General features: G+C 42.0%; 15 protein-coding genes. 9 read left to right on the top strand and 6 right to left on the bottom strand.

Annotated elements, in window-relative coordinates; all coding sequences use genetic code 11:
• Positions 1–60 precede the first annotated feature (60 nt).
• The 4 genes from AS219_RS04080 to prfB all read right to left on the bottom strand — a co-directional run bounded on the left by AS219_RS04080 (position 61) and on the right by prfB (position 5,573).
• Positions 61–1,251 (bottom strand): hypothetical protein, encoded by a 1,191-nt coding sequence (locus tag AS219_RS04080; protein ID WP_231861841.1) that lies wholly within the window; start codon positions 1,249–1,251, stop codon positions 61–63.
• A 79-nt stretch (positions 1,252–1,330) separates the two neighbouring features.
• Positions 1,331–2,560, bottom strand: a complete 1,230-nt coding sequence (locus AS219_RS02455) for a hypothetical protein (protein ID WP_156469317.1) — start codon at positions 2,558–2,560, stop codon at positions 1,331–1,333.
• A gap of 223 nt (positions 2,561–2,783) precedes the next feature.
• On the bottom strand, positions 2,784–4,253 hold the full coding sequence (locus AS219_RS02450; protein ID WP_067979643.1) for a hypothetical protein: 1,470 nt from the start codon (positions 4,251–4,253) through the stop codon (positions 2,784–2,786).
• Positions 4,254–4,474: 221 nt separating this feature from the next.
• A protein-coding gene (gene prfB / locus AS219_RS02445) for a peptide chain release factor 2 (protein ID WP_156469316.1) occupies positions 4,475–5,573 on the bottom strand; the annotation gives its coding sequence in 2 pieces (ribosomal slippage) (positions 4,475–5,503 and positions 5,505–5,573; 1,098 coding nt in all).
• Between the two features lie 306 nt (positions 5,574–5,879).
• Between prfB and AS219_RS02435 the strand changes: the two genes are divergently transcribed.
• Both AS219_RS02435 and AS219_RS02430 read left to right on the top strand, forming a co-directional pair.
• Entirely contained in the window at positions 5,880–8,510 is a 2,631-nt protein-coding gene (locus AS219_RS02435; protein WP_067980506.1) for a valine--tRNA ligase, read from the top strand.
• Between the two features lie 246 nt (positions 8,511–8,756).
• A complete protein-coding gene (locus AS219_RS02430; protein ID WP_067979639.1) occupies positions 8,757–9,728 on the top strand; it encodes a class I SAM-dependent methyltransferase in 972 nt (323 codons plus the stop codon).
• 196 nt (positions 9,729–9,924) lie between these two features.
• Here the strand turns inward: AS219_RS02430 and acnA are convergent, their stop codons facing one another.
• Positions 9,925–12,651 carry an aconitate hydratase AcnA gene (gene acnA, locus AS219_RS02425; protein ID WP_067979637.1) on the bottom strand — a complete coding sequence of 909 codons (2,727 nt, stop codon included), beginning with the start codon at positions 12,649–12,651 and terminating at the stop codon, positions 9,925–9,927.
• A gap of 471 nt (positions 12,652–13,122) precedes the next feature.
• Between acnA and AS219_RS02420 the strand changes: the two genes are divergently transcribed.
• The 4 genes from AS219_RS02420 (at position 13,123) to AS219_RS02405 (ending at position 19,307) form a co-directional block, all read left to right on the top strand.
• Positions 13,123–13,686: an O-methyltransferase gene (locus AS219_RS02420; protein WP_231861840.1), complete on the top strand. Its 564-nt coding sequence runs from the start codon at positions 13,123–13,125 to the stop codon at positions 13,684–13,686.
• A 331-nt stretch (positions 13,687–14,017) separates the two neighbouring features.
• Positions 14,018–15,304, top strand: coding sequence for a hypothetical protein (locus AS219_RS02415; protein WP_067979618.1), 1,287 nt, complete (start codon positions 14,018–14,020; stop codon positions 15,302–15,304).
• 259 nt (positions 15,305–15,563) lie between these two features.
• Positions 15,564–18,044 (top strand): type I DNA topoisomerase, encoded by a 2,481-nt coding sequence (gene topA, locus AS219_RS02410; protein WP_067979615.1) that lies wholly within the window; start codon positions 15,564–15,566, stop codon positions 18,042–18,044.
• Positions 18,045–18,374: 330 nt separating this feature from the next.
• Positions 18,375–19,307, top strand: a complete 933-nt coding sequence (locus AS219_RS02405) for a fructose-bisphosphatase class II family protein (protein WP_067979612.1) — start codon at positions 18,375–18,377, stop codon at positions 19,305–19,307.
• A 100-nt stretch (positions 19,308–19,407) separates the two neighbouring features.
• Here the strand turns inward: AS219_RS02405 and AS219_RS02400 are convergent, their stop codons facing one another.
• Positions 19,408–20,916, bottom strand: coding sequence for a hypothetical protein (locus AS219_RS02400; protein WP_231861839.1), 1,509 nt, complete (start codon positions 20,914–20,916; stop codon positions 19,408–19,410).
• A 95-nt stretch (positions 20,917–21,011) separates the two neighbouring features.
• Between AS219_RS02400 and AS219_RS02395 the strand changes: the two genes are divergently transcribed.
• The 3 genes from AS219_RS02395 (at position 21,012) to AS219_RS02385 (ending at position 23,681) form a co-directional block, all read left to right on the top strand.
• Entirely contained in the window at positions 21,012–21,860 is an 849-nt protein-coding gene (locus tag AS219_RS02395; RefSeq protein WP_067979595.1) for an FAD-binding protein, read from the top strand.
• A gap of 482 nt (positions 21,861–22,342) precedes the next feature.
• Positions 22,343–23,155, top strand: a complete 813-nt coding sequence (locus AS219_RS02390; protein ID WP_082784588.1) for a F0F1 ATP synthase subunit gamma — start codon at positions 22,343–22,345, stop codon at positions 23,153–23,155.
• Complete coding sequence (locus AS219_RS02385) at positions 23,136–23,681, top strand: GTP cyclohydrolase I (RefSeq protein WP_231861838.1); 546 nt, start codon at positions 23,136–23,138, stop codon at positions 23,679–23,681. The genes AS219_RS02390 and AS219_RS02385 overlap by 20 nt, the downstream gene beginning before the upstream one ends.
• The last annotated feature ends 128 nt before the right edge of the window (positions 23,682–23,809 follow it).

Here is a 23,809-nt window from a genome sequence, read left to right as displayed (position 1 = left end):
TGTTTATATGTGCGCCGAAGCTATTGGAGGCCAAATGTTTCGCCTCCAATGCATCCAGAATCACCTTTGGGGTGATTCTGGTTTCACATCTGCGCCTCCAGCTCCAGGTGCTTTGACTGAGCCTTCTGGCACTGCTCCCTGTGATTGGACGCCTTCCAAACCCGAGGCCGCTGCAGCTATTTGTGCTACTGGGATATTTCTAGGGCTTGGTGAAGCAGGTGCCCGAGGTTGTGTCCCGGATGGAGATGCTGGCGAGTCAGCGCTCGGTGGTGTGCGTTGCTCTGGTGAAGGAGTTCTGCGAGTCACTGTAGCATACAAGGGCTCTTCCGGTTTTGGTGGTGTGTGTGGCTTCGGTGAAGGAGTTTTGTGAGCCACTGTAGCATACACAGTCTCTTCCGGTGCTGGTGGTGTGCGTTGCTCTGGTGAAGGAGTTTTGTGAACCAGTGTAGCATACACGGTCTCTTCCGGTGCTGGTGGTGTGTGTGGCTTCGGTGAAGGAGTTCTGCGAGTCACTGTAGCATACAAGGGCTCTTCCGGTTTCGGTGGTGTGTGTGGCTTCGGTGAAGGAGCGCTAGAACCGTCTCGAGTCGGACTTGGCGACCTAGAACTTCTCTGTTGGACTACTTGAGTAAGCTCCTGCAGCACTTGTTCTCGCGGAGTAAGAGGTGTCTGTCTTGCAACCGCCTTAGGTGAAGGCGCACGTGGCGCTGATGGTCTCAGCCCACCTCCTGCCTGAAGTCGTGCTTGCAGTTCGCCCATCATCTGCTCAGCAGGTGATGGTTGCTTAGGGCCTGGCGCTACTGGACGGTGTACAGCCACCTTAGGTGTTGTTTTAGCAGTGGGCTCAGGTAATGGTGGTGGAGGAGGGATGGGTATGTCACCTTTTCCAGCTGCTTGCTCTTGTTGAAGTGATGTAGTCCTTACCGGAGGTGGTGGAGGAGGGAGAGGTCTGTCACCTTTTCCAGCTGCTTGCTCTTGTGTACCTCTACCAGATGCTCTCTCCTGAACTGGAATTGGTTTTAACAAGTCATCCAGCGTTATCTCTTTATCACCCTGTCTACTGAGGTCACCTTCGGAGAGGGATCTAGCCATCCTAGCTGTTCTATGTGTTGCAGGTCCTCGTGTCTCCTTAACAATATCTGGCATGCGATGCTCGGGTTCAGCACCTCTTCGAAATATTCTGCTCACAATATTTCCACTTAAGATTTCCCTTGCAAGATTCATTGCGCCGCGCGTAATCGCGCCAGCCAAGTCGAGAGCCCGTAGTAACAGCCTGTCTATGAAGCCAGGCGTTGTTTGTGTTTGTCGTTGTTTTGCTTGCTTCTCTTCTTCACCTTTTTTTTTCTGGAGGTGGTGCGTGTTTTGCAGCAGCCTTTCTTTTTGTGCTTTCTGGTGTTTCTTCTAGATCAGATGCTGTTTTTTTCTCTTCCTGTGCACCTGCTTGTGCTGCAGCAGAGGTCATACTAGCCACCTCTCGATCCTCAGGTGTTGGAGATTCTGAAGGTGTTGGTTCCGCTTGTCCAGCGCCTTCGGTTGGGCCAGCTGCAGTTGCGTGAGCTTCTTCGGCTGTATAAAGGTCCAGGTCCTCCTCTCCTTCAAGTGGAGGCATCTCTGGATCTGTCTCAATCTCAGCTTCTTCAGATTCAAGTTCTTCTTCAGATTCGAGTCCTTCAGATTCAAGTTCTTCTTCAGATTCGAGTCCTTCAGATTCAAGTTCTTCTTCAGATTCAAGTTCTTCTCCAGGGGTCTCAGCAGCGGCTGCCTGCTCAGCAGATGCTTCTACTTCCTGCTGCTGTTCTTCCACACTTTCCGCTGTTTCCTGTGCTACCTCCTCCGATAGATTTGGGCGCGCCAGGTTAATAGCAGCATTGACACCCTCCCTCATCATTGCACTGGTATTTGCAAGAAACTCGCAGATCATCAGTCTCTCGCGTTCATAGCCACGGCCTGGTGTTGGAGTGAGGCCTGGAACAGGTTCGATCTGCTCATCCAGAGTAAATGCGAAATAGCCTGACGTCAGCGTCTTCATGGTCTGCTGCGCCATCTTTTCGGCATCGTCTACTACTTTTGCTAACTTGGAAGCACGCCCTGTGAGTACAGCCGAGCGCACAAGGTCTGCCTGCTGTAGTACCAGGTCCTTTAATACATTACATGCAACCTCTGGTAGATGGGGCGCGCTATCTTGTAAGATCTGTGTAAAGCGGTAGCAGGTCTCTCCAAATATCCGTACTATTCGCTCCGCCTTTTCCTTGGAAAGAGGAGGAGTACCGTGTTCATTTGGTTTAATGTGTTTTACACATTTTGCAAAACACTTGAGAAGCCCATCACGACACTTAACTATCGCTCGCCTCTCAGGATTCTCTAACTCTTTGAGTGCTGACTGTTCAGCAGCCATGCTGTTGTGTAGTGTAACCGCTTCACTGTGTAGTGCCTGCTGCTCCTGCACATTTTCTCCCCTTTGCTGAGTGGCTCGAATCAATAGGGAGCTCATTTGTGCCATTGAGAATAGTGTGTTTGTAATCTCGCCAATTAGGAAAGGTGCATAACTGCTACTCTGCATCGCGTATCTAAATTAGTAAATTTCCTAACATACTAAGATAAAACTGTTAATAAAAATATAGTATCCTAATATAGATATTTACTAATTTGTTTGGATGTTGATTAAGCATAGGTACACAAAAAGTCCCTGCAGAAGAAGAGATGGTCTTATTTTTTCATGTAAATTCCCCTTTAAGTTATCCTTCCTGAACTAGAGCAGAAGTTAAAAACCAGAGAAGTATTACTTACTTCTGGTTTTGTACAGTTTCTACTCCTTCCTGAATGCTGAAAGCAACCATGTCATGTCCTACTTCCATTAATGCATCTTTTTTATTCTCTGTCTGAGTTGAAGCATCTCTTTTATTCTCTGTCTGAGTTGACGCATCTCTTTTATTCTCTGTCTGAGTTGATGCATCTTTTTTATCCTCTGTCTGAGTTGATGCAGCATCTTGCTGTTGCGCAACGTTGTTAGTGCTTTGCATAGGAGCTCCATTTAATATGCCAGAAAATGACGTTTCTTGATTTTGAGAAACGACACTGTTCCTTGATGCAGCAATAGTTGTTTCCTTGATGGAGGGATTTCTTTCTAGTGCAGTGAGGGGTGGTGTGACTTTTTCTTTAAGGATATTTTTGCCCTCTGATGTAGTATTAGTTGGTTCTTCGTATAAAAATTGCTTTTTTGATTCAACGTAAAAAAGATCTTCTTTTTTGGCTAGTTTTCCGCGTGGGAAGATGAACTTTTTTGCAGTAAAAGTTATCTCTTTAAGCTGAGTAATTTGTTTCCTAACAAAATTTGATAGCCATTTTGGCTTGTGCTCACTTTTTTGTTTACGTTTGACTGGCTCAACTGAGAATATTGGGCCTGAGAAGATTGGGCCTATCCCGAGAAGCACTGCGATGTGTTGTACTACAGCTGTTCTGATTAAATCCTCAATCTGAGCTATTGATTTTACTACATTTTTGCCTAGTTCTTTTGTTGATCTTCCTTCTTTACCATGTCTCTCTGCGTGTTCTCCCAGTATCTGAACTACTTCTTCTATATTGGCTGTCTCGCTCTCGATTGTGTCTTCAATAAGGTTTTTAAGGTCTTCACTTTCTAGTTCAGAATTTTCCGCAGTAAGTGCATTTGTTCTTGCTCTCCTATAGGTGTTAGGTGCTGTAATTGCAAGAAAGGGGGAGACTAAACTGTTCCGGGCGTTTTGTTCGTGTTGTTTGTACAGTGCCTTTTGTTTTTCTCTATTTGGTTCTTCCAAGATATCAGTTACGAATCTTGTTGAATCTTGAAAGGCGGAATGTATATATTCAGCAGTTTTCTCGTGTGTTGGAATTTCATTGTATAGATGTAATCTGCTTAGTGCATTAAGAGATTTCTCATGAGCCTCTTTTAGCTGTGTGGTGATGTTTTCTCTATATTTTTGCGGGAGCAGAGGATCTCCGGTTTTGTTAGGTTTTGCAAACGATACGATGACTTGGAATGTTTCCAGCAGTGAACTTATTGCACTTTGTATGTCTCTTTCAGGATCATTTGCCGTGCCTATTTCTGCGCTAAACTCCCTGTTGAATAAATTTTCTGCTTCTTGCAATTGCAGCGCCATGGATTTTAGTTTCGCTTGTTGCTCTTTTAGAGGCAGATTTAGTTCAAGTATTGTATCCAAGGCGCAAATATCAGTTTGGATGAGGGTTTCTACAAGATTTTTAAATTTATGGTCCAGCATATGTAGATAAGTATATACAAGGATATTATCTATATCTTTTAATTAGAATATTATTAAATATCTATATTAAATATAGCAAATATACTTATCATGTACTAGCCAATAGAAAGAACTTACTTCATTGGTAAAATTATTAAGGAATCTGGGGGCTCGAGTTTTACAAGCTTGAGTTCAGGTGAGTGAATCGAGAAGAGCTGGAGTGGCCTTTAGGAGGTGAATCTTCAGAAATTGCTAGATATGGTGGCAATAATAAAAGAGTCCAGATCGCCATCAAGAATTGAGGTGATGTTTCCTACCTCATGTCCAGTACGAAGGTCTTTTATCATCTGATACGGGTGTAGTACGTATGATCTGATCTGGTAGCCCCACCCAATGGAATCTTCTACATTACGTGCAGCGTTGAGTTTCTCTTCTTTTTTACGAAGCTCTATCTCATATAGTCTGGACTTTAGCATTTGCATTGCTTCCGCCTTGTTCTGGTGCTGTGACCTGCTGCTCTGTGATTGTACAACTATTTTACTCGGCAAATGAGTAATTCTGACGGCGCTTTCAGTTTTATTTACATGCTGTCCACCTGCCCCGGAAGCTCTGTAAGTGTCAATCTTGAGATCTTTTTCATCTATATTGATGTTTATTTCACCTTCAATGCACGGCGAAACAAAAACTTTAGCAAAACTTGTGTGGCGCTTCGCATTCGCGTCAAACGGGGAAATTCTTACCAACCTATGTACTCCAGTTTCTGTTCTAGCCCAGCCGTAAGCATTCTTTCCCATTACCTTAAGCGTGCAGGATTTTATTCCAGTCTCCTCTCCTTCAACTTTATCTACAATCTGTACCTGAAATTTGTGGTAAATTTCTGCCCATCTCGTATACATTCTCAGCAACATCATTGCCCAATCGTTACTCTCTGTTCCACCTGCGCCGGATTGTATTTCCAAAAGGCAATCATTACCGTCTGCCTCGCCCGAAAAAAGGCACTCTATTTCTTTTTTTTGTATTTTTTCTTTGAGTGACAGAAGATCTCTTTCGAGATCTTTCATTGCTCCCTCTTCACCCTCTTTCGACGCGAGCTCAATCATCTCAATGAGATCATCAAGCTGAATTGAGAGTTCTTTGAATTCTTTTAGGCTTGTTTCTATTTGTGATTTCTCTTTTAGTAAGAGTTGCGCACTGGATTGATCTTCCCAGAGTGTAGGGGAATCAACGAGAGCTTGAATCTCTTCCAAGCGAGCATGCTTCTTTTCGATGTCAAAGCTGCCTCCTGATTACCTCGATGGACTTCTTTAAATTATGCAGTACTACTTGTGTTTCAAAATCCATTGTTTTTTTTATCGTACGAAACGATTGTACTTCAGGTGTTTCTCAAGTCAAAGGGTGGTTTTGTTGTGTGTTGTTTTATCCGAAATACCTTATCCTAGAAGATGATACTTTACAGCAGTTACCTATTTTTGTTTCCTATACATGCCGTTAAGTCACGAGTTTTGCATTTGAAAGAAAGAGCTTTTGCTCAAGAATATGGAAAATTCTCGTGTTATTCTGAGCGTATTCAGTTAGTTGTGGAAGAGGGTGATTTAATAGTTCTCCTTTCTTGGATAACATGAAAGAAAGAGAGGCAAATTCAGGGTGATGGCAAAGCTGGCAAATAGGTATAACTTTTCTCAGATCGAATGTGACTGTAAGACGAGATGGAAGGAAAAACAGATATACAAGTTTTCTCCGCAATGTAAGGATATTTTCTCAATAGATACACCTCCACCTACCATTTCTGGCTCTCTACATATTGGGCATGTGTTTAGCTATTGTCATACCGATTTTATAGCTCGATACCAGAGAATGCGGGGCAAAAATGTCTTTTACTCTTTGGGATTCGATAATAATGGTCTTCCAACGGAGAGACTTGTTGAAAAGTCCTGCAAAGTCAAAGCTTATAAGTCTGATAGAACGGAATTTATAGGTCTGTGTGAGACCATCTCAGTAGAAAAGATTAAAGAATTCAAAGAGCTTTTTGATAGCATAGGCTTAAGTATTGATTGGGATTTTAGTTATCAAACAAACAGTGAAGACTGTAAGCGTCTATCACAAGAGTCCTTTCTGTATCTATATGGGAAAGGCTTGCTCTACAGAAAGAAGATGCCAATACTTTGGGATGTAATAGATCAGACAGCAATTGCGCAAGCCGAAGTTGAGGAGAAAGAATTTGACTCCAAGATGAACTACATTCTTTTCCTGTGTGAGGAGAATGGAGACGTTAACATAGAATCCGATATTCATAGTAAGTGCGAGGTTGCAATTAAAACTTCGGAGAAGACAAGTGGTAATGTTTCCGCTGTCGTTGGTAACCCTGATGACAATGCTTTAGAAGTCAATGAGGCGTGCAAAGGTGATTTTACCCGAGCCAATTCCCATGAGCAGAGATGCTCCAGTATGCTGTCATCCTGTACAAATTCGAGAAAACTTGAGGTTGGTACAACAAGACCAGAACTTCTTCCTGCATGTGTAGCGCTTCTCTATAATCCTTCTGACGAGCGCTATAAAAATCTCGAAGGCAAGTATGCTATTACTCCAATCTTCAACAAAAGAGTTCCTATTATCCCTGATCCAGACGTTATAGTTGAAAAGGGAACGGGTCTTGTAATGTGCTGCACTTTTGGTGACGAAATGGATATCAAGTGGTGGCAAAAATATGACCTTCCTTTAGTCGAGGTAATTGATAGATACGGTAGAATAGACCTACTTGATGGTAAAAAAGTCGAAGATGCACGTGAGTATGTCTTGGAAAAGTTAATGGAAGAAGGTCTTTTAACAAGACAGGAAGACATCACTCATCGTGTGAAGTGTGCAGAAAGATCGGGTGGAAAGTTGGAGATTATCTCGACATATCAATGGTACATTGAAATCCTAAAGCATAAGGAAGAGCTGAAAAATAAGGTCCAAGAGATTGATTGGTTACCTGAGAAAATGCGAATCAAAATAGAGCAGTGGATTGAGGGGCTCAAATGGGATTGGTGTATTTCCAGGCAAAGGTATCTTGGTGTGCGGGTTCCAGTTTATTACGAAAAAGAAACAGGCAGTATCCTGCTACCTGAATTCTCTGAATTACCTGTGGAGAGTGATGTAATTTTTAGGGATGGAAAAACGTATATACAGGATAAAGATGTCTTAGATACGTGGGCAACTAGCTCTCTTTCGCCGCAAATTAATTACTCGCTACTTATGAAGAGTATGCGTAACTCAAGAGGAGTAAACCAAATGAATACTGTTCCAGTAACAGAGGTGTGCTCAACATTACTGGACGAAAAACGACCACAGTTTCACCCCATGTCACTGAGGCCGCAGGCACATGAAATAATACGTACTTGGGCCTTCTATACAATTCTCCGATCATTTCTAGAGTATCGAACAGTTCCATGGAGAAGAGTCATGGTCAGTGGTTGGTGCCTTGCAAGCGACAAAAGCAAAATGAGTAAGTCGAAGGGTAATGCGCTTGATCCAGTAAAGCTTATCGCTGAGCATGGTGCTGACGTTGTTCGGTACTGGAGTGCTAGTGCAGGACTCGGCTGTGATACATGTTTTAGTGAGAACGTCTTCCTTATAGGTAAAAAGCTTGTTAATAAGATATGGAGCGCTGCTAGGTTCATCGAGCAGTTCCTTGTAAGTGATCCAGAACTGTTCAAGGTAAGTTACGTAACTGATTTATGGATTCTTAGTAGGTTATCCGAGGTAGTAAAGGGTGTCGAGCTCGCGCTTGAAAGCTGTGATTATTTCCACGCAAAAGCCCTAATAGAAAGGTTCTTCTTGCACGAGTACTGTGATAATTACTTGGAGCTTGTCAAATCTCGGGCATATAATGATGTCCTTGGGCGGGAAAGCGTTCTGCATGCACTAAGTATATCTCTGGCAGTGATTTTAAAACTTTTTGCGCCTTTTCTCCCATATGTGACAGATGCAATATATTCGACACTCTTTCCAGGTGCTGTATCCTTACATAGCGGTTTTACTTGGCCTGATGAAATCTCTTTAGGTCGTAAGATAACTTTTGCTGGTAGTGATTTTATAAAAATTCTTGCGAAAGTCAGAGAATTTAAATCAGAACACTCCATTTCTATGAAGAAAGAGGTTAGCTTGGTCGAGATAAAAACCGCTGCAGTTGAGATGATGGAAGCAGAATACGACATTAAGGCAGCCACGAATAGCGCGCGTATTGCATGGATAATAGATGATGTGCCAAATGGATTGGAAGTGAAAATTTTTCTATAGTCTGCTTTGCTATCTTTTGTGCAGCTTGGGGAATAGTGTATTTCACAGACTGTAGACCATTGTCTGTGATGTTTATGAGGGTTACTGGTACAGTTTGTTGTTATGGTCACGCGGATTTTATGTATTAATCACAACCCAGATCGTGTGCAGTAGATTTCTTATGTCTTTTTGAGGCTGGGTTGCAAGTTGATTCTCCTACGTAAGGTGCTCGAGTAATGTGTTATTAGCGGATTCTATTAAGTACAGATGAGGTCTTATATCAAGAATTTTATTAGGGAACAGGGATCCATCTCATTCTCAAAATTCATTGAGCTGAGCATGTATCATCCAACCAAAGGATACTATATGACAAGAAACCCAATAGGTAAAAATGGGGATTACATTACTGCGCCAGAAATCTCGTCTCTTTTTGGAAAGACGGTGGCAGTATGGCTACTTGAGCAGTGGGAAAAGCTGGGGAAACCACGTGACATAGCACTCGTGGAATTGGGTCCTGGGAGCGGAATGATGATGTTTGATATTCTTAATACTATAAGAGGTATCAAGCCTTTTTATGATGCAGTTACTGTTTACATGGTAGAGATAAGTCCGTTTCTCAGAAGTATACAGATGGAAAAATTATCTTCTCATATCTGTAAGATTCGTTGGTGTAGTAGTATAGATGAGATCCCGAAAGGTGAAATAGTGATTTTGGCGAATGAGTTCTTTGATGCACTTCCGATAGATCAATTTATTTTTTCAGGGGGAAATTTTTTTGAACGAAAAATAACTGAGGATTTTCAAATAGATGAAGAAGAAACTCAAAAAGAATTTAGTGGTGAATTTAGTGATGGCGATATAATAGAGATAAGTTCCCTCGGGAGACAGATTGCCTCATCAATACTTGCTAGAATTGCAAAATATGGTGGAAGTGGTTTAGTAATCGATTACGGACATGCAACTTGTACGCGAAGGAACACAGTCCAAGCAGTAAAGGGGCATAGATTTATTGATATTTTCGAAAACATAGGCGAATCAGACATAACCCATGAAGTTGATTTTTCTTCTTTATTTCCCAGCTTCAAACTGATAACACAAGGAGATTTTTTATCCCTCTACGGTATATTTGAAATTGCAAAGAGGTCTTACATTACCGATACTGCTGTAGTTGAGCAAACGCTTTCCAGGCTTATAGACCAAGACAAAATGGGCAGATTGTTTAAGTGTGCAATCATTTAAATTGACATCAATCAGCCTCACTTAAGCTGAGATTTGCTAGTCACAATTGCTCTGAGAGAGTAGGTATAAGAAAGACTCGAGCACAGAGTTCATCGCGAGTCAAAATAGGAGGCCTATCATGAGCCAGAACACAAGCCAACTGAGCTCTCAATGTTTTAAGGTTTTAGCAGGTTGCGCACCTTATTGAACCGGGTATTTAGTGCTTTTGTTCCAAAAAAGACTCTCTGAGTACATGTTTCAGTATATTGCCAACCTTTATATAATTCATCTCCTTTTCTGTTGTAACCATCAGGGTAAGGGCTAAGCGCCGTGTTAGAGCTGCTTTATTGGTAATTTTGCACACCATCTCGCACATTGGTGAAGGGTTGCCTTCCAATTCTATACTGACGATTTCCTCGCCGGTGAGTGCTAAGCGACTGTATTCTTCAGGATCGGAATAAACAAGCGGAAGAACACCCATGCCAACCAGATTGCTTCTGTGGATGCGTTCGAAACTTTCTGCTATCACTGCCTCGACGCCAAGCAGGTATGTGCCCTTTGCTGCCCAATCACGACTTGAGCCGGTACCATATTCCTTGCCTGCAAAAATAACAAGACTGGTTCCAGAGGATTTGTAGCGCATCGCTGCTTCGTAGATGCTAACCATCTCTCCTTTGTTATTAGAATCGAAATGAAGAGTATATCCTCCCTCGATATTCTTGAGCATCTTGTTTTTGATCCTTGTGTTCGCAAAGGTGCCACGTATCATGATTTCGTGATTACCTCGTCTTGCCCCATAAGAATTGAATTGCTGCGGAGTTACGCCTAATGCCTTTAGGTACTCCCCCGCGGGGCTTCTTACTGGAATCGTCCCAGCCGGAGAGATGTGATCAGTTGTGATACTATCCCCGAAGACAGCAAGTATTCGTGCAGCACTTACCGATATATCAAATGTTGCAGAGTGGTGATCTGCTTTTTCATCGATTTTAGGAGGCATATCATGAAAACTGACCTGGTCATCACTACCAAAAAATGGCGGCCTTTTGATGTAGGTACAGTTTTGATCCCATTTATACGTGACGGAGCTGGTACACTCCAATTCTTGCCAGTTCCTGTCACCTAAGAAAACATCCTGATATTTTGATAAGAATATCTCCTTTCTGAGAAAGCGACGAACATAAGTATCAATTTCATCATCTGAAGGGGTGATATCTCTTAGATATATTTCCTTACCGGTTTTGTCGTGTCCAATAGGTTGAGATTCTAGGTTTACGTTTATGTTTCCGGCAATGCTATAAGCAACCACAAGCATGGGTGAAGCGAGGTAATTTGCTTTTACTTTTGGATGAATTCTTCCTTCAAAGTTACGGTTACCTGACAGGACGGATACTACTATCAGGTCTTTTTTATCAATTTCTTCAGAGATTTCCTCTTTTAATTCACCTGAATTACCTATACAAGTTGTGCAACCAAAGCCTACTATATTAAAACCCAGCTGGTCGAGATACTCTTGTAGTCCAGACTGCTTTAAATATTCCGAGACAACTTGAGATCCGGGCGCAAGAGATGTCTTCACCCAGTTCTTTACCCTCAGCCCCGATTGTACGGCTCTTTTTGCCAATAGACCGGCTGCGATCATTCCAGATGGGTTAGAAGTATTTGTACAACTCGTGATTGCTGCAATCACTATGGATCCATTCTCAAGCCTAGGCAAATCCGCATACAGATTCGCCTCTTTCTCTATAGAGGTTTGCGGTACTTGAATATGGTTTTCATTAGGCGCAGGAGTCTTAACCTTTGTTTCGTAATGGAGGCATATCTCATTAAAGGTCTCTGGTACTAAGTGGAGAGATATCTTGTCTTGGGGTCTTTTTGGTCCTGCAAGGGTTGTACGAACCTCAGAGAGGTCCAGGTTAATCACGTCCACGAAATCTGTTACACGTGCGTAATCTGCCCACATCGTTTGACTTTTTGTGTAATCTTCCACTAGGTCAATTTGCTCTTGCGTTTTTCCTGTAAGGTCGAGGTAATCCAGTGTTTTTTGGTCCGGTGCGAAGAAATTGCATGTAGAACCGCATTCAGGTGCCATGTTTGCTATTGTTGCTCGGTCTGCGACAGAAAGGTTCCTTACACCTTCACCAAAGACTTCAACGAATTTTCCTACGACTTTGTGCTTTCGAAGTAAGTGCGTAATGTGTAAAACCAGGTCAGTTGCAGTAAGACCAGCTTTTAATTTTCCTTCAAGTTTTAACCCAATTACCTCAGGAATTACCATCGAAATAGGTTCACCTAATACCACTGATTCAGCTTCTATTCCACCGACACCCCATCCAAGCACGGAGAGACCCCCGCTCATAGTAGTATGGCTATCTGTACCCACAAGGGTATCTGGATATGCCAATATCTCCGTCTCTTGTAGTTCTGTACACACGACTTGCGCCAAGTACTCTAGATTGACTTGATGGCAAATTCCCGTTCCTGGTGGAACTACTCTAAAATTTTGAAAGGACTTTTGTGCCCACTTCAAGAGTTTGTATCGTTCTATGTTTTTTTGAAATTCAATTGTCTTATTTTCCGTAGCTGAGCTTGCTTTGCCGTAAGAATTAACCTGAATTGAGTGATCTATAATAAGATCCACCGGGATTTTTGGATTTACATCTCTTGGGTCTCCATGTTTTTCAAAAACGGCATCACGTAATGCTGCTAAATCCACTACGGCAGGTACGCCGGTGAAATCCTGCATTAGCACACGAGAGGGATAGTAATCCACAGTGAGCTTTCCAATGTGCTGTTTGTAATTGCACAATGCCCTCACAATCGAATCTTTCTGTCCATTTCTCAGTGCATTCTCTATCAGGATTTTAATGACACAGGGAAGACTAGCGATACCCTCTTCAAGCTTTATATCGAAATAGCTTATTTCAGATTTTAGTTTCTTCTTCATTTTCTCTGTATTTACGAGTCCAGACTAACGTGCAAAACTGAAGGAAAAGTATCGTGCAAAGGTAGTTTTATTCTCCGCATGTATGGATAAAATGCAAGCCGGATGTTGTTTCTTAGCATGTGTACTTCCTTTTTGTGTGCAGAAGTCCCAAATGCATCAACAGGTAATGCGGTAAATTATTGAATTACAGCCATTGAGTGTGCTAATTGAACGAAGTGCTTGTGTTGCTTTTTTAAGTTAGCTTTGATTTGTGCTAATGGGTTTATAATCAAAACGGCTAGGGTTCAAGCACGCTTCTAATGTTCCGAATGGAATGATACTTCTCTATGACGTGAGTATGTTGATGAAGCAATGCAAATTCCGTGTTAGCACTTTTCCATATTGTCATCTTAGTCGGTATTAGCAATGCGTTTTGAGGATTCATGGGCTGAAGAATACATCATTTCCAAGTTACCGGTGGAATGTCAGTTGATGAAAAAGATTAGGGAGGAAACTTTTTCTGATGAGAGGCGGTTTATTCAAATTGGGCGGATAGAAGGAGCAATTCTAGCACTTCTCATAAGAATGAATCGGGTAAAGACTGTCGTTGAGGTCGGAACATTAGGTGGTTATTCAGCGATTTGCATTGCAAAGGCGGTTGGAAATGACGGTAAAGTATACACAATTGAAAAGAATCCTGAATACGCGCAAATTGCATTACAAAATTTTTCCACTTTTCCACAGATAGAGCTTTTCACAGGTGATGCAAAGGTGAAGCTTTTAGAACTTAGCTCTTCTGGTCCTTTTGATATGCTGTTTATTGATGCAGAAAAGTCGGGGTATCCAACTTATCTCGAATGGGGAGAGACAAATATAAGAGCTGGCGGACTCATTATAGCTGATAATACACTTAGCTTTGGAAAAAATAATCCCTCTAGCAATAGTAGAGCTTGGCAATTTATGGAGCGGTTCAACACAATGATTAGTAATCCAGATAAGTACGATTCTGTTATTCTACCAACCGCGAACGGTCTCACTGTTGCTATAAAGAAGTAAGCTGGCGGAGTTGGAAGAGGAGATATGTTTCTATCCTTTCCAACTGAGGTGGGTCTTGTTGTTTATATTGTAACGAGTGTCTCATTTTCTGATTTCTGAATGGAGGAAAAAGTCCTTCAGGGGTTATTACCTGCACTGTTTTCAGCAATAGAAGCCTAGTTATTTATTCTTTTTCATTTGAAAAAAAGTTAGCCTTTTCGTTCGGCGAAGTAATGCCTATTAACGCATAATTAGCAATACTCTATTTTAAATCTTGATAGCTGTCACATATAGCATGTAGCTAATCGTAGGCAGAGTATTTTGTTTTTATTACTTGAGAAGTAAGTGTGTTATGCATAATGGAGCAGTTGTTGAGGTGGAGTTGAAAGGTTCCAGCTCTTTGGTTGGTTATCGGCCTTTTTATGAAGGTGTTCTACAGGGAATTCATAATCTATTGGTTTTTGACAAAACTAATCCCACGTATTTGGTCAACAAGCTCTGGCGGAATGGTCCAGAATCTATAGAACCATATAGCGCAGCGATAAAGGAGAGGGTTGCGATAGATGGGAACGTGTACAAAGGTGTTGTACGAAAGACTTCTCATGAGGCCAAAAAAATTAGAGATGCAAACCGGTTAATGTGCAATCTCTGCATTGTAGATGAGCAAAGCAGGGACCTCTTTATTGAGCTTTTTGAATATCAACTCTGTGAATTTATCTCAGACTGCGAAAAGCGCAGTTTACTCCTAGGATCAGGCAGCATAGCAACAGTGGTAGAAGGGTTTAAAGAGTTTTTCGATAAGCGTCCCATCTACATGAGCATAAATGCGATAATGGGCGCGGATGCAATAAGGGTCGGTGCACCGAAAGAAGGATACTCTGAAGGGGATCCAAGTGGTTCCTGTATGCGCTTTCATTCCGTTTTCTTTCGCTTCAAGAAAGAAATTCCACAGAAGAGAGAGATTAACACAACAATGTTGCTCTTGTTCTTGTCATCTTTAATGGACTTCTTTTCCGTTCTGGTTGTGACTAAAGAGAGCCTTTTTAGGCGTGGAGGTGTGAAAGTATCTTACGAAGGTCTGCGTCTCACAGAACGTAATGCTCCGGTTGCCAGCGCCTATGCAAGCGAATATAAGAAGGAAAAAATGTTGTACATTGCCAGGGAATTTTTGGCTAGTAGTGCAGCAACAAGGTGGGATGTTGACCTGAGTGATGTTGAGTTTGTTGCTGAGGAAGAACTTGTTTATTCTCCTAAACGTACCGTGGGTTCGAGTCTCACTGGATGGAGAAGATATCATACAACATCGAGTGCAGATGGCTCTTGTCATGAGAGAAAAGGGTCTGGTGCAGGAGAAGTTTCTCCAGATGTGTGTGAAACTCGATTGTCGGCTTTTTCATCGGAGAGGGTTACACGTCCAGAAGTTAGTTCGCGTGCGGGAGTATTGACGGATGCAGTTGTTTCTGCGGGGAATAGAAGTGCTGGTCTCACAAGAAATAATTCAACTTCTTCTAGAACTAATTGTCTAATCCGTGAGTCTGCTTCAGTTGCCTCCGCTCATTCTTCCTTAGAATGTGTTCCGAGCCTGGTGGAGGAGTCTACAGTTGTTGAAGCTGGTGCAAACGTTTTTCTTCCTATGTAGCATGCCTGGATTTCTGAATGACAGGTTGAATTAGGGTTTTGTTTGGGGCACCCTTTTGTTGGTTGCCCCATGCAAGAGGTTTTGTGCCCAGCAGTTTTATTACACCGCACAGGTATGGGTTCATTTTTGTTTCGGATTAGGGGAGACTGTTTTTCTGAACGACACTTGCTGAATTGTTTGGGGTGATTTATTTCTTTATCTGAAGCACCGCGTTGTTTCTGAGTTTTTGTTATTTTCATTCATAAAAAGTCTCTTAGAGATGAATGTCCTCATAGTAGAATCACCCACTAAAGGTAAGGCCATTGCCCAATATTTAGGTAAAGACTTTAGGGTACTGTCGTCCTTTGGTCACGTGCGAGCTCTTCCCAATAAAAAGGGATCTGTAAATGTAACGGACTCATTCGAGATGATCTATAAGCTTACCGATACCGGTGAAACGGTGGTGCCTCAGTTAATTAAGGATGTAAAAAACGCGACAGCACTCTACCTTGCTACGGACCCTGATAGAGAAGGAGAAGCAATTTCCTGGCACCTTGTCGAGGTGTTCAGGGAGAACAATGTGCTTCCTAAAGATGTACACAGAGTTGTGTTTCACGAAATTACGAAAACCGCTGTGCAAAATGCTATCGCCTCTCCGAGGAAAATAGATGAAAATCTTGTTCGTGCGCAAAGGCTAAGGCAGGCACTTGACTATCTTGTTGGGTTTAGTATTTCTCCGGTTTTGTGGAAAAAAGTACCTGGAAGTAAATCTGCCGGTAGAGTTCAATCTGTTGCTCTCAGGATCTTATGCGATAGAGAAAATGAGATAGGCCTGTTTACACCAGAGGAATATTGGACTGTGACTGTCAATATGATCGATGGTGAAAGTCTTGTCATTCCTACTCAACTTTCACACATAAATGGTGAAAAACTCGAGAGAATGTCCATAAGAGGGGCGGAGGAGGCTGAAAAGATTGTTGAGGAAATTAGGGCACTTCCATTCCTTGTTGAAGAAATTAAGAAGAAGGAATTCAAGCAGAAGCCTAGTCCACCGTTTATTACATCCACTATGCAACAAACGGCTTCGACTGTGCTTGGGTTTAGTGTAAAGAAAACGATGAGTCTAGCACAAAAGCTGTATGAGGGTATCGAGATAGGTGGTGTAATTGAGGGGCTCATTACCTATATGAGGACAGATTCTACTCATCTTTCTGTTGAGAGTGTTGATGCAGTAAGAGAATTTATTCATAAAAATTTTGGGCAAGAGTATTTGCCTGAGTCTCCTGTTTTATTCAAGAAAAAAGTGAAAAACGCTCAGGAAGCGCATGAAGCTATTCGGCCGACAAGTATCTTTCGTACGCCTGAAGAAATTGAGTCTTATCTCACACCAGATCAATACAAGCTTTACAGACTCATATGGGAGAGAACACTTGGCTGTCAAATGAGTGACGCCGTTATGAGTAGTCAGAGCATTACATTTGTTTCTAAAAACGAGAAGTTTAAAACTTCTGCGTCGGCATCGCTGCTTGTTTTTGACGGTTTTAATGCTGCGTTTTCACATGGTAAGAACAAAAATAAAAATCAGGATGTTATAGATTTCATGAACAAGCAGACAAAAGGCACTCAGGTGAAAGTAGGTGGTGTGTTGCCTCTGCAGAATTTTACCGAGCCGCCCCATCGCTACTCAGAAGCAGGGTTGGTAAAACATCTCGAGGAGCTTGGTATAGGGCGTCCTTCAACTTATGCTACCGTAGTTTCTGTTTTACAGGAGAGAGGATATGCTTCTATTGTCAACAAGTCGTTTGTTCCAGAGAACAGGGGAAGGTTAGTTTCTGAGTTTTTGGTGCATTTCTTCAGCAAATATGTTGAGTACCATTTTACTGCTGAACTAGAAGATAGACTCGACAAAGTCGCAGATGGAACAGTTTTTTGGCTAGATGTAATTCGCGATTTCTGGGACAGCTTTCATTCTAATGTAGAAGAGGTGGAAAAAATTCCGATTACTGAGGTTTTAGCATTTGTAAACGGTGCCCTTGCAAAACAAAAGCTCGTATCAGGAGAAGTGAAGGTGGGTGATAAGTGTCCAAAATGTGAAAAAGGGTATATGCACTTGAATGTAAGTCGTTATGGAGTTTTCCTTGGTTGTACAGATTATCCGGTTTGTAGATTTATAGTGAACAGTTACAGCAATGATGATGCTGAATATCCTAAGCAAATTGCTCAGGATATCAGTCTGCATAAAGGTCCTTACGGTATCTACCTTAAATACAAGGGCAAAAATAGTAGCATACCAAAAGATGTCGACCCCGTTTCTATAGACGAAGAATTTGCTCATAAAATTGCTTCTTTACCAAAAATACTTGGTAAACACCCGGCAGATGGTAAAGAAATCAAAATGGGGCTTGGCCCATATGGTCTATATCTTTTCTGGAATGCAAAGTACTACAACCTGCAGTTTTCCCAAATGGATGAAATGACACTAGATAAAGCCGTCCATTTCATACAGGATTATGTTATTCATGACAAGAGTTTACTCCGCGTTCTTGGCTCTTATGAAGGTGAAGAGATACAGATTCGTAATGGGAGGTACGGTCCGTATATTAAGTGTGGTAAGATGAACGTTCCAGTGCCAAAGGGAGAAAGTCCGGAATCGTTATCTCTTGAAGCGGCGATCCTTCTAATTGAGAAAAAGAAAACTACCTCTAAATCTACGAAGAAGGTAACAACAAAAAGAAAGGTCTCCACAAAAAGGAAGAAATAGCGCTTTTTATATGCATTTCGAGATTAACGACAAGATGAATACAACAGTTGTTAGAGTGTAGTTTCTCGTTTCCTCGGAAGTATATTTTTGGCTTACGCGCGCTATTTATGCCTGTTTAATAATTTGTGTGCTGTGACTTCTGATAATTGTGATAATGTGTGTCGTAAAGGGAGCATTGGATTTCTGTTGCTTGGTGTTTATCCAAACAATATTTCGTATTTCTCATGAGTCTAATCATGGTGGTCATCTCTTCAATGGGTTAGAGTGAATTTGCCCAATTTTTGGATTTCGGGTAACCTTCCTGGAGTGTGTCTGCGATGAGTAATTAATATGCTGCATTCATATGTTTTAGAGTTTTTATCTGTAGCACAGAGAACTGCGATTTCTTCATATGACATGGCTGGTCTTGGTGATAGTAAAGAGGCAGATCGTGTCGCTGTAGAGGTGATGCGGAATGCTCTGAATGAGGTCAATGCAACTATTAACGTTATGATAGGCGAAGGCGAAAGAGATTGTGCGCCAATGTTACATGTAGGAGAAGTGCTAGGTAAGGGAGGACCACTCTTAGACCTAGCTGTGGATCCATTAGAGGGAACCGATGTTTGCGCATCTTTTATGGATGGTTCGCTTGTTGTGCTTGGTTTCGGTAAGCCCGGAAGCATAATTTCTGCTCCGGATGTTTATATGGAAAAGATATACACGCCTTATGACTGTGATATAAGTTTTGACAATACGGTTGCTGAAAATTTGAAGAAAATTGCTTCTGCTAAGGGAGTCAAAGGACCCGAAGAGCTTGTTGTTGTAATCCTCAAGCGAGAACGTAATCAGAAGCTCATTACCGAAGTTAGGGATGTTGGTGCAAGGGTTCAACTGGTGACCGATGGAGATATTTCAGCTATTGTCTCAATGGTGATTGGAAATGCTGGAGATGCATACATGGGCAGTGGGGGTGCTCCAGAAGGTGTCTTATCAGCTATAGCTGTACGCAATCTTGGAGGACGAATGGTTGGTAGACTGCTCTTTAAGAATGGTGAGCAGAGGGAGCGTGCACGAAAAATTGGGATTACAGATTTTGAGAGGTCTTATTCACATGACGAGCTCATAAGGCAGGATGCGATACTTATTCTAACTGGCGTCACAGAAGGGAAGTTGTTGGGTGGTGTCAAGAAAGGTAGTTCTAAACACCCAGCTTATTGTGAGTCGCTAGTTATATTGCCCGGGTCGTTTAGTAAAGTGTGTTCTACCATTCATATCGGCAAGTAGAATGGGTACAGGGAAACTCTGGTTATCCCGTGCACTCGCAGGTCTACTTCCGTATAAAGCATGCGGTCTACTGTGAAACTACTGTACAACGGGTTCTTTGCTAATTTTCTCCATCAGAGTGACCGTCTCGGACGTTTTCTATTATTGGATCAGTTGAGTATATGACCGTATTGGCACATTCGCTTTTACAAAATGGCAAGCTTGGCAGGATTTTTGTTAGAGTTTTACTACTGTCAAGAGTCTGCCCTATGCCTTTTGCAATACTGCAGTCTGCGCCCCCACTTGGAACAGTCGTGACTTGCGTGTCCCTACCTCCTTCCGTGGAAGGAATGCTTTCTTGAATCTCTTCCTTTGCTTCATCGCTTTTGCTGCAATTAGAGGAGTCACATGGATCGATAGCAGAATCATTTCGTTGAGACACGTTCTCCTCTGCGGCAAGTGTGTTGTTCTGATGCATACAGCTACAAGAAGGGATACAGTCACAAAAACCAACGACAGGATCGTCTTGTTGTTGTGCCACATTCTCTGTTTTTGCATTCAGCGTGGATTCAGCTTGTGGAGTTGGATTTTCGTACTGAGTACCTTTAGCTGTTTTACTTTCTTTATCATCCATGCTTTCTGAGTAAGACAATCCGGCTGGACTCGAATCCTCTGTTTTTGCGTTCAGTGTGGATGTATCACCGGAGACCGAATCTTTTGCATCTGTTATTGCATTCGGCTTGAGAGTATTTTGCTGGGATGCTCTTTCTCCGTAACTCTCTTGATTTGTTATGATTCCGTGGTTGAGTTTATCATGATCAAGTTTCTCTTTTACAAGGTCGTCACCACGATTGTTTGGATCTAAGTTTTCCTCCTTGTTGGTAACTATCTGCTCTTCCTGCAGAGCATCTGCGCTACTTCCTTCTGTTTTACTTTCATCTACTTCAGGTAGCTCCACAAGCGAGGCTTCCGGAAGCTCACCAATGTTTTTAGCATTTTGCTCGCTTTTTGGATCAATGTTTTCAAAAGCTGCGCCGCTTTCCTGTGTGCTATCTTGGATTAAATCGTCGGTTTCTGTTTCTTTAGTGGTATCTGCTATTTCTGGAATACTCTGATTGTTCTTTGCTTTAGTTGATCTGGCTTGAGAAGTGGTGCTTCGGAAGGTGCTTTTAGCGCGCTTACCAGCACGCTTTTTGGCACGACCATCGGGTTGTTCGGGAAGCGACTTTTTTGTTACGTTTATGACTGCATCAAACGACTCCTTTGCCTGTTTGAAAGTGTCCGCGACATTGCTTTTCAAGGTATCCAAATTATCGGTAAGGAACTCTTCAAATTCTGTTTTTCCCGGAGGGATTTTTTCGACTTCCCAGCCTGCATCAACGGGGTCAAACTCTTCTAATTCTTCAACACTGTCCAACTCGAATATGCTTGCACTTTCTCCCGCATTTTTCTGATCTTTTGCGACGCCCATATATCTCATGTAAGCTGATACAAAGTCAGGATCGCCTTCAAAATCTATTCCTTGAGGGTTCTGGAGTGGATAAGATGCAAAGTCCCTTCTTTTTTTCCCGCAGGATGGCAAACAGAGAAGTAGTATTATAGAGAGTACAACAAAACGGATCCGCAACATTTATCCTATAACTTCGCAAACTAAAAGTCCGCTGCTTGGAATATGGCAGCAGAGATTGCTAAGATATCACGATATTTGTTTTATTTCTATGAACCTTGCGTAACGCGAAGTATAAGCTGAAAGAAGTTGAATTAAGTAGGTATACTCGGCTCAGAGTTGGCGGTAAGGGCAAGTTACTTTGTGCGACCAATACAAATGAACTTGTGCATTTCATTAAGAATAACGATTTTCACGTTATAGGTGCTGGGTCCAATATTCTTGCATGCCAAGTACTAGATAAGCCTATTCTGAAACTGGGTAGGGGTTTCGAGTACATATCATACGCAGATGGGAAAGTAAAAGTCGGAGCAGCAGTACTGAAATCGACTCTGGCGAGATTTGCGCTTGATAATGAGATTGGTGCTTTTGAGTTTTTTGCGGTTATGCACGGTACTATCGGAAGTGCCATTGCAATGAATGCAAGTACTTATAATCGAAGGAGCGCAGATCTTTTAGTGGCTGCAACTTTTCTTTGTGAGAACGGAGAGATGCTCACACTTTCCCGCGAGGAAATAGGTTTTGAAAATGGAGGCAATTCACTGCCAAAGAATTACATCTGTGTTGAAGCAGTTTTTGATGCTAGCTGTAGGATGGAGAAGGAGAAAATAAAATTGCTAACGCTCGAGATGTTAAGAAAAAGCCAGGATTTCCAACCTGCATTTTCTGAAGCAGCTTGTGCAGTTTTTCAAGATCTGCCGGAACAAAAAGCCTGTGAGCTTGTTGCCAAGGCTGGATATGCAGGGTTTTCTGTAGGGTGTGCAAGAATTTCCGAGAAGTACAACAACTTCATCATAAATGGAGGGTGCAAAACAGCTGATCCACTTATAGAACTTTGTTACGTTGTAAGAAATGGGGTGAAAAATAGATTGGGAGTTACCTTGGATTTTTCGGTAGTTTTTATATGAGATGTTACTCATGAACAGATGATAAGCACGTATAGGGAAAAAGTTCATCTACGTAATTCCGTTCCACATAGCGATGAATGTAAGATGTGCTCAGTGTACGTTGTTTTAGACGTTTTGTTTAACGTGAAAAAATGTGCGCTTTAGCTAAGTGATGGGTATGCAGTACGTGTGAGTAGCGGAAGATTCATTTGACGTACAGAATCATGCATTTAACTAAATTTCATAAGTGCTGAAAAGTACGTAGGTTGCCTTGGTTTTACTATCTTTCATAGAAACGTACAGAAATGTGAAAGTTAGTTGCTCAGCCTTTCGTGATTTTACTGGTTTTCTGTCTTTGTGAAAGTGAGACCGAATGTTATTTTGAGCACCTTCATGAACAATCTAGCAATGGAAAAGGAGAAAAGGTTTATTCCTTTGGTGTTTAAAAAATCCACGGAGCTGCTATGATTCTATAGGCCTAGTGCTTATTTTTGTATCGTCAAGTGTCAAATCTGAAAAGCCTTTTACTCCGAATTAACAGTGTAAATTCTACGAAAAAGATTACCAGAGTGATGCAAATGATTGCCACTTCGAAGCTAAAGCAGGCAAGAACTTCGCTGGTAGCTGCGCGCCGTTATAGAGACGAGGTACTGCGGTCTTTGGAGATATTTGGCAAATTTCGTGAAGAAGTATCTTCTTCGGATGTTCCAGCGCAAGGAGATGTGTTGGTTGCTTTCTCCGCGGACAGAGGGTTATGTGGGGGCTATAATTCTTCGCTGATTAGGCATTTACGTAGTCTTGCTAATGAATTTAAGGATAGCGGCGCTACGTTTTGTTTCATCGGAAAGAAAATTTCTTTTTTTGCTGAGCAGTTTCGATCTGCCCGCACAAATACTTCAGGCAGCGATGATGTGGATTTCTGCTTTTTCAATAAGCTGGTAACCAGCTTAGGTAGTAACGCTGTTTTTCGTTGCCTTTATACCAAGTGTGAGAGTGTGATGAATATGCATTCTGTGTTACTTAGGATACCTGCTGCTAGTGATTTTCTCTTTCATGATGTGTGTACTTCACATCTTGAGCCGGAAAATAAGAAGTTATTTACCTCTCTTTACGTCCAGTATGTGTGTACGCAGCTTTATGTCTGCCTGAGGGAAGCGAAGGTAAGTGAGAATATGAGTAGAATGCTTGCAATGGATGGTGCAACTAAGAATGCCCAGGAAGTAGGCGATAAACTCAGACGTCGCTATAACAGCGCAAGGCAAGAGAAGATTACAAAGGAATTGATAGAGGTTATCAGTGGTGCAGAAGTTATCTGAAGGCGATGTTAAAGATTTTTTCGATGTCGGGGTAGGTGAGACTGACCACCTAGGACTGCGCGGCGCGTCACACTTACTTCTTAAGATACTTGCAAACTATTTCTCTGGTTACGCATGCAGTGACTTCTCTTCTCTTATTATGAGAATGGAGAATCCTGATGAGGGTGAATCTTTGCTGGTGCTAAAAAGGACTCCCTTTCTCTCTTTTTGTGAACACCACATTCTACCTATTTCTGGATATATTTCTATTGGATATATCCCGGATAAGACTATCACAACTCTCGGGAGTCTCGGAAGAGTGGTAAGTGCTTGTACCAAAAGATTGCAGTTACAAGAGAGGATTTGTGCTCAGATTGCACTCGCAATTGAGGAATCTCTGTCCCCAAAGGGAGTAATAGTATATGCTTCGGCCAGGCATGCCTGTGTAGCTCATAGTACATCAATTTTTGAGTCCGTAGCAAAAAGAGGCGCTTTTGCTGCTAACACCAAAGGAGAAGTTCAAGAATTTTTTTCTATCTTAAAATAGATTCTCAGGCCTGTTAATTGGAAATTTTTGAGGATGATACTTTCTGAATTGTGTTGCATCACACTCAAAATTAAGTTGTGCATCTTTTGATAGGGTTGCAGAGGTATTTTAAGGTAATTTGTCATCTG

Origin of the sequence: Neorickettsia sp. 179522, from assembly GCF_001593535.1 — a bacterium.
In the GTDB taxonomy this organism is placed as follows: Bacteria; Pseudomonadota; Alphaproteobacteria; order Rickettsiales; family Anaplasmataceae; genus Neorickettsia; species Neorickettsia findlayensis.
The sequence above is the reverse complement of the archived record's forward strand: the minus strand, read 5'-3'. Positions and strand labels throughout refer to the sequence as shown.

Excerpts from the sequence above, each read along its gene's own strand:
- AS219_RS02405 (WP_067979612.1), top strand. The coding sequence starts at position 18,375 with ATGCTGCATTCATATGTTTTAGAGTTTTTATCTGTAGCACAGAGAACT.
- AS219_RS02455 (WP_156469317.1), bottom strand. The coding sequence starts at position 2,560 with ATGCAGAGTAGCAGTTATGCACCTTTCCTAATTGGCGAGATTACAAAC.
- AS219_RS02450 (WP_067979643.1), bottom strand. The coding sequence starts at position 4,253 with ATGCTGGACCATAAATTTAAAAATCTTGTAGAAACCCTCATCCAAACT.
- AS219_RS02400 (WP_231861839.1), bottom strand. The coding sequence starts at position 20,916 with ATGTTGCGGATCCGTTTTGTTGTACTCTCTATAATACTACTTCTCTGT.
- acnA (WP_067979637.1), bottom strand. The coding sequence starts at position 12,651 with ATGAAGAAGAAACTAAAATCTGAAATAAGCTATTTCGATATAAAGCTT.
- AS219_RS02435 (WP_067980506.1), top strand. The coding sequence starts at position 5,880 with ATGGCAAAGCTGGCAAATAGGTATAACTTTTCTCAGATCGAATGTGAC.
- topA (WP_067979615.1), top strand. The coding sequence starts at position 15,564 with ATGAATGTCCTCATAGTAGAATCACCCACTAAAGGTAAGGCCATTGCC.
- AS219_RS02415 (WP_067979618.1), top strand. The coding sequence starts at position 14,018 with ATGCATAATGGAGCAGTTGTTGAGGTGGAGTTGAAAGGTTCCAGCTCT.
- AS219_RS02420 (WP_231861840.1), top strand. The coding sequence starts at position 13,123 with ATGAAAAAGATTAGGGAGGAAACTTTTTCTGATGAGAGGCGGTTTATT.
- AS219_RS02430 (WP_067979639.1), top strand. The coding sequence starts at position 8,757 with ATGAGGTCTTATATCAAGAATTTTATTAGGGAACAGGGATCCATCTCA.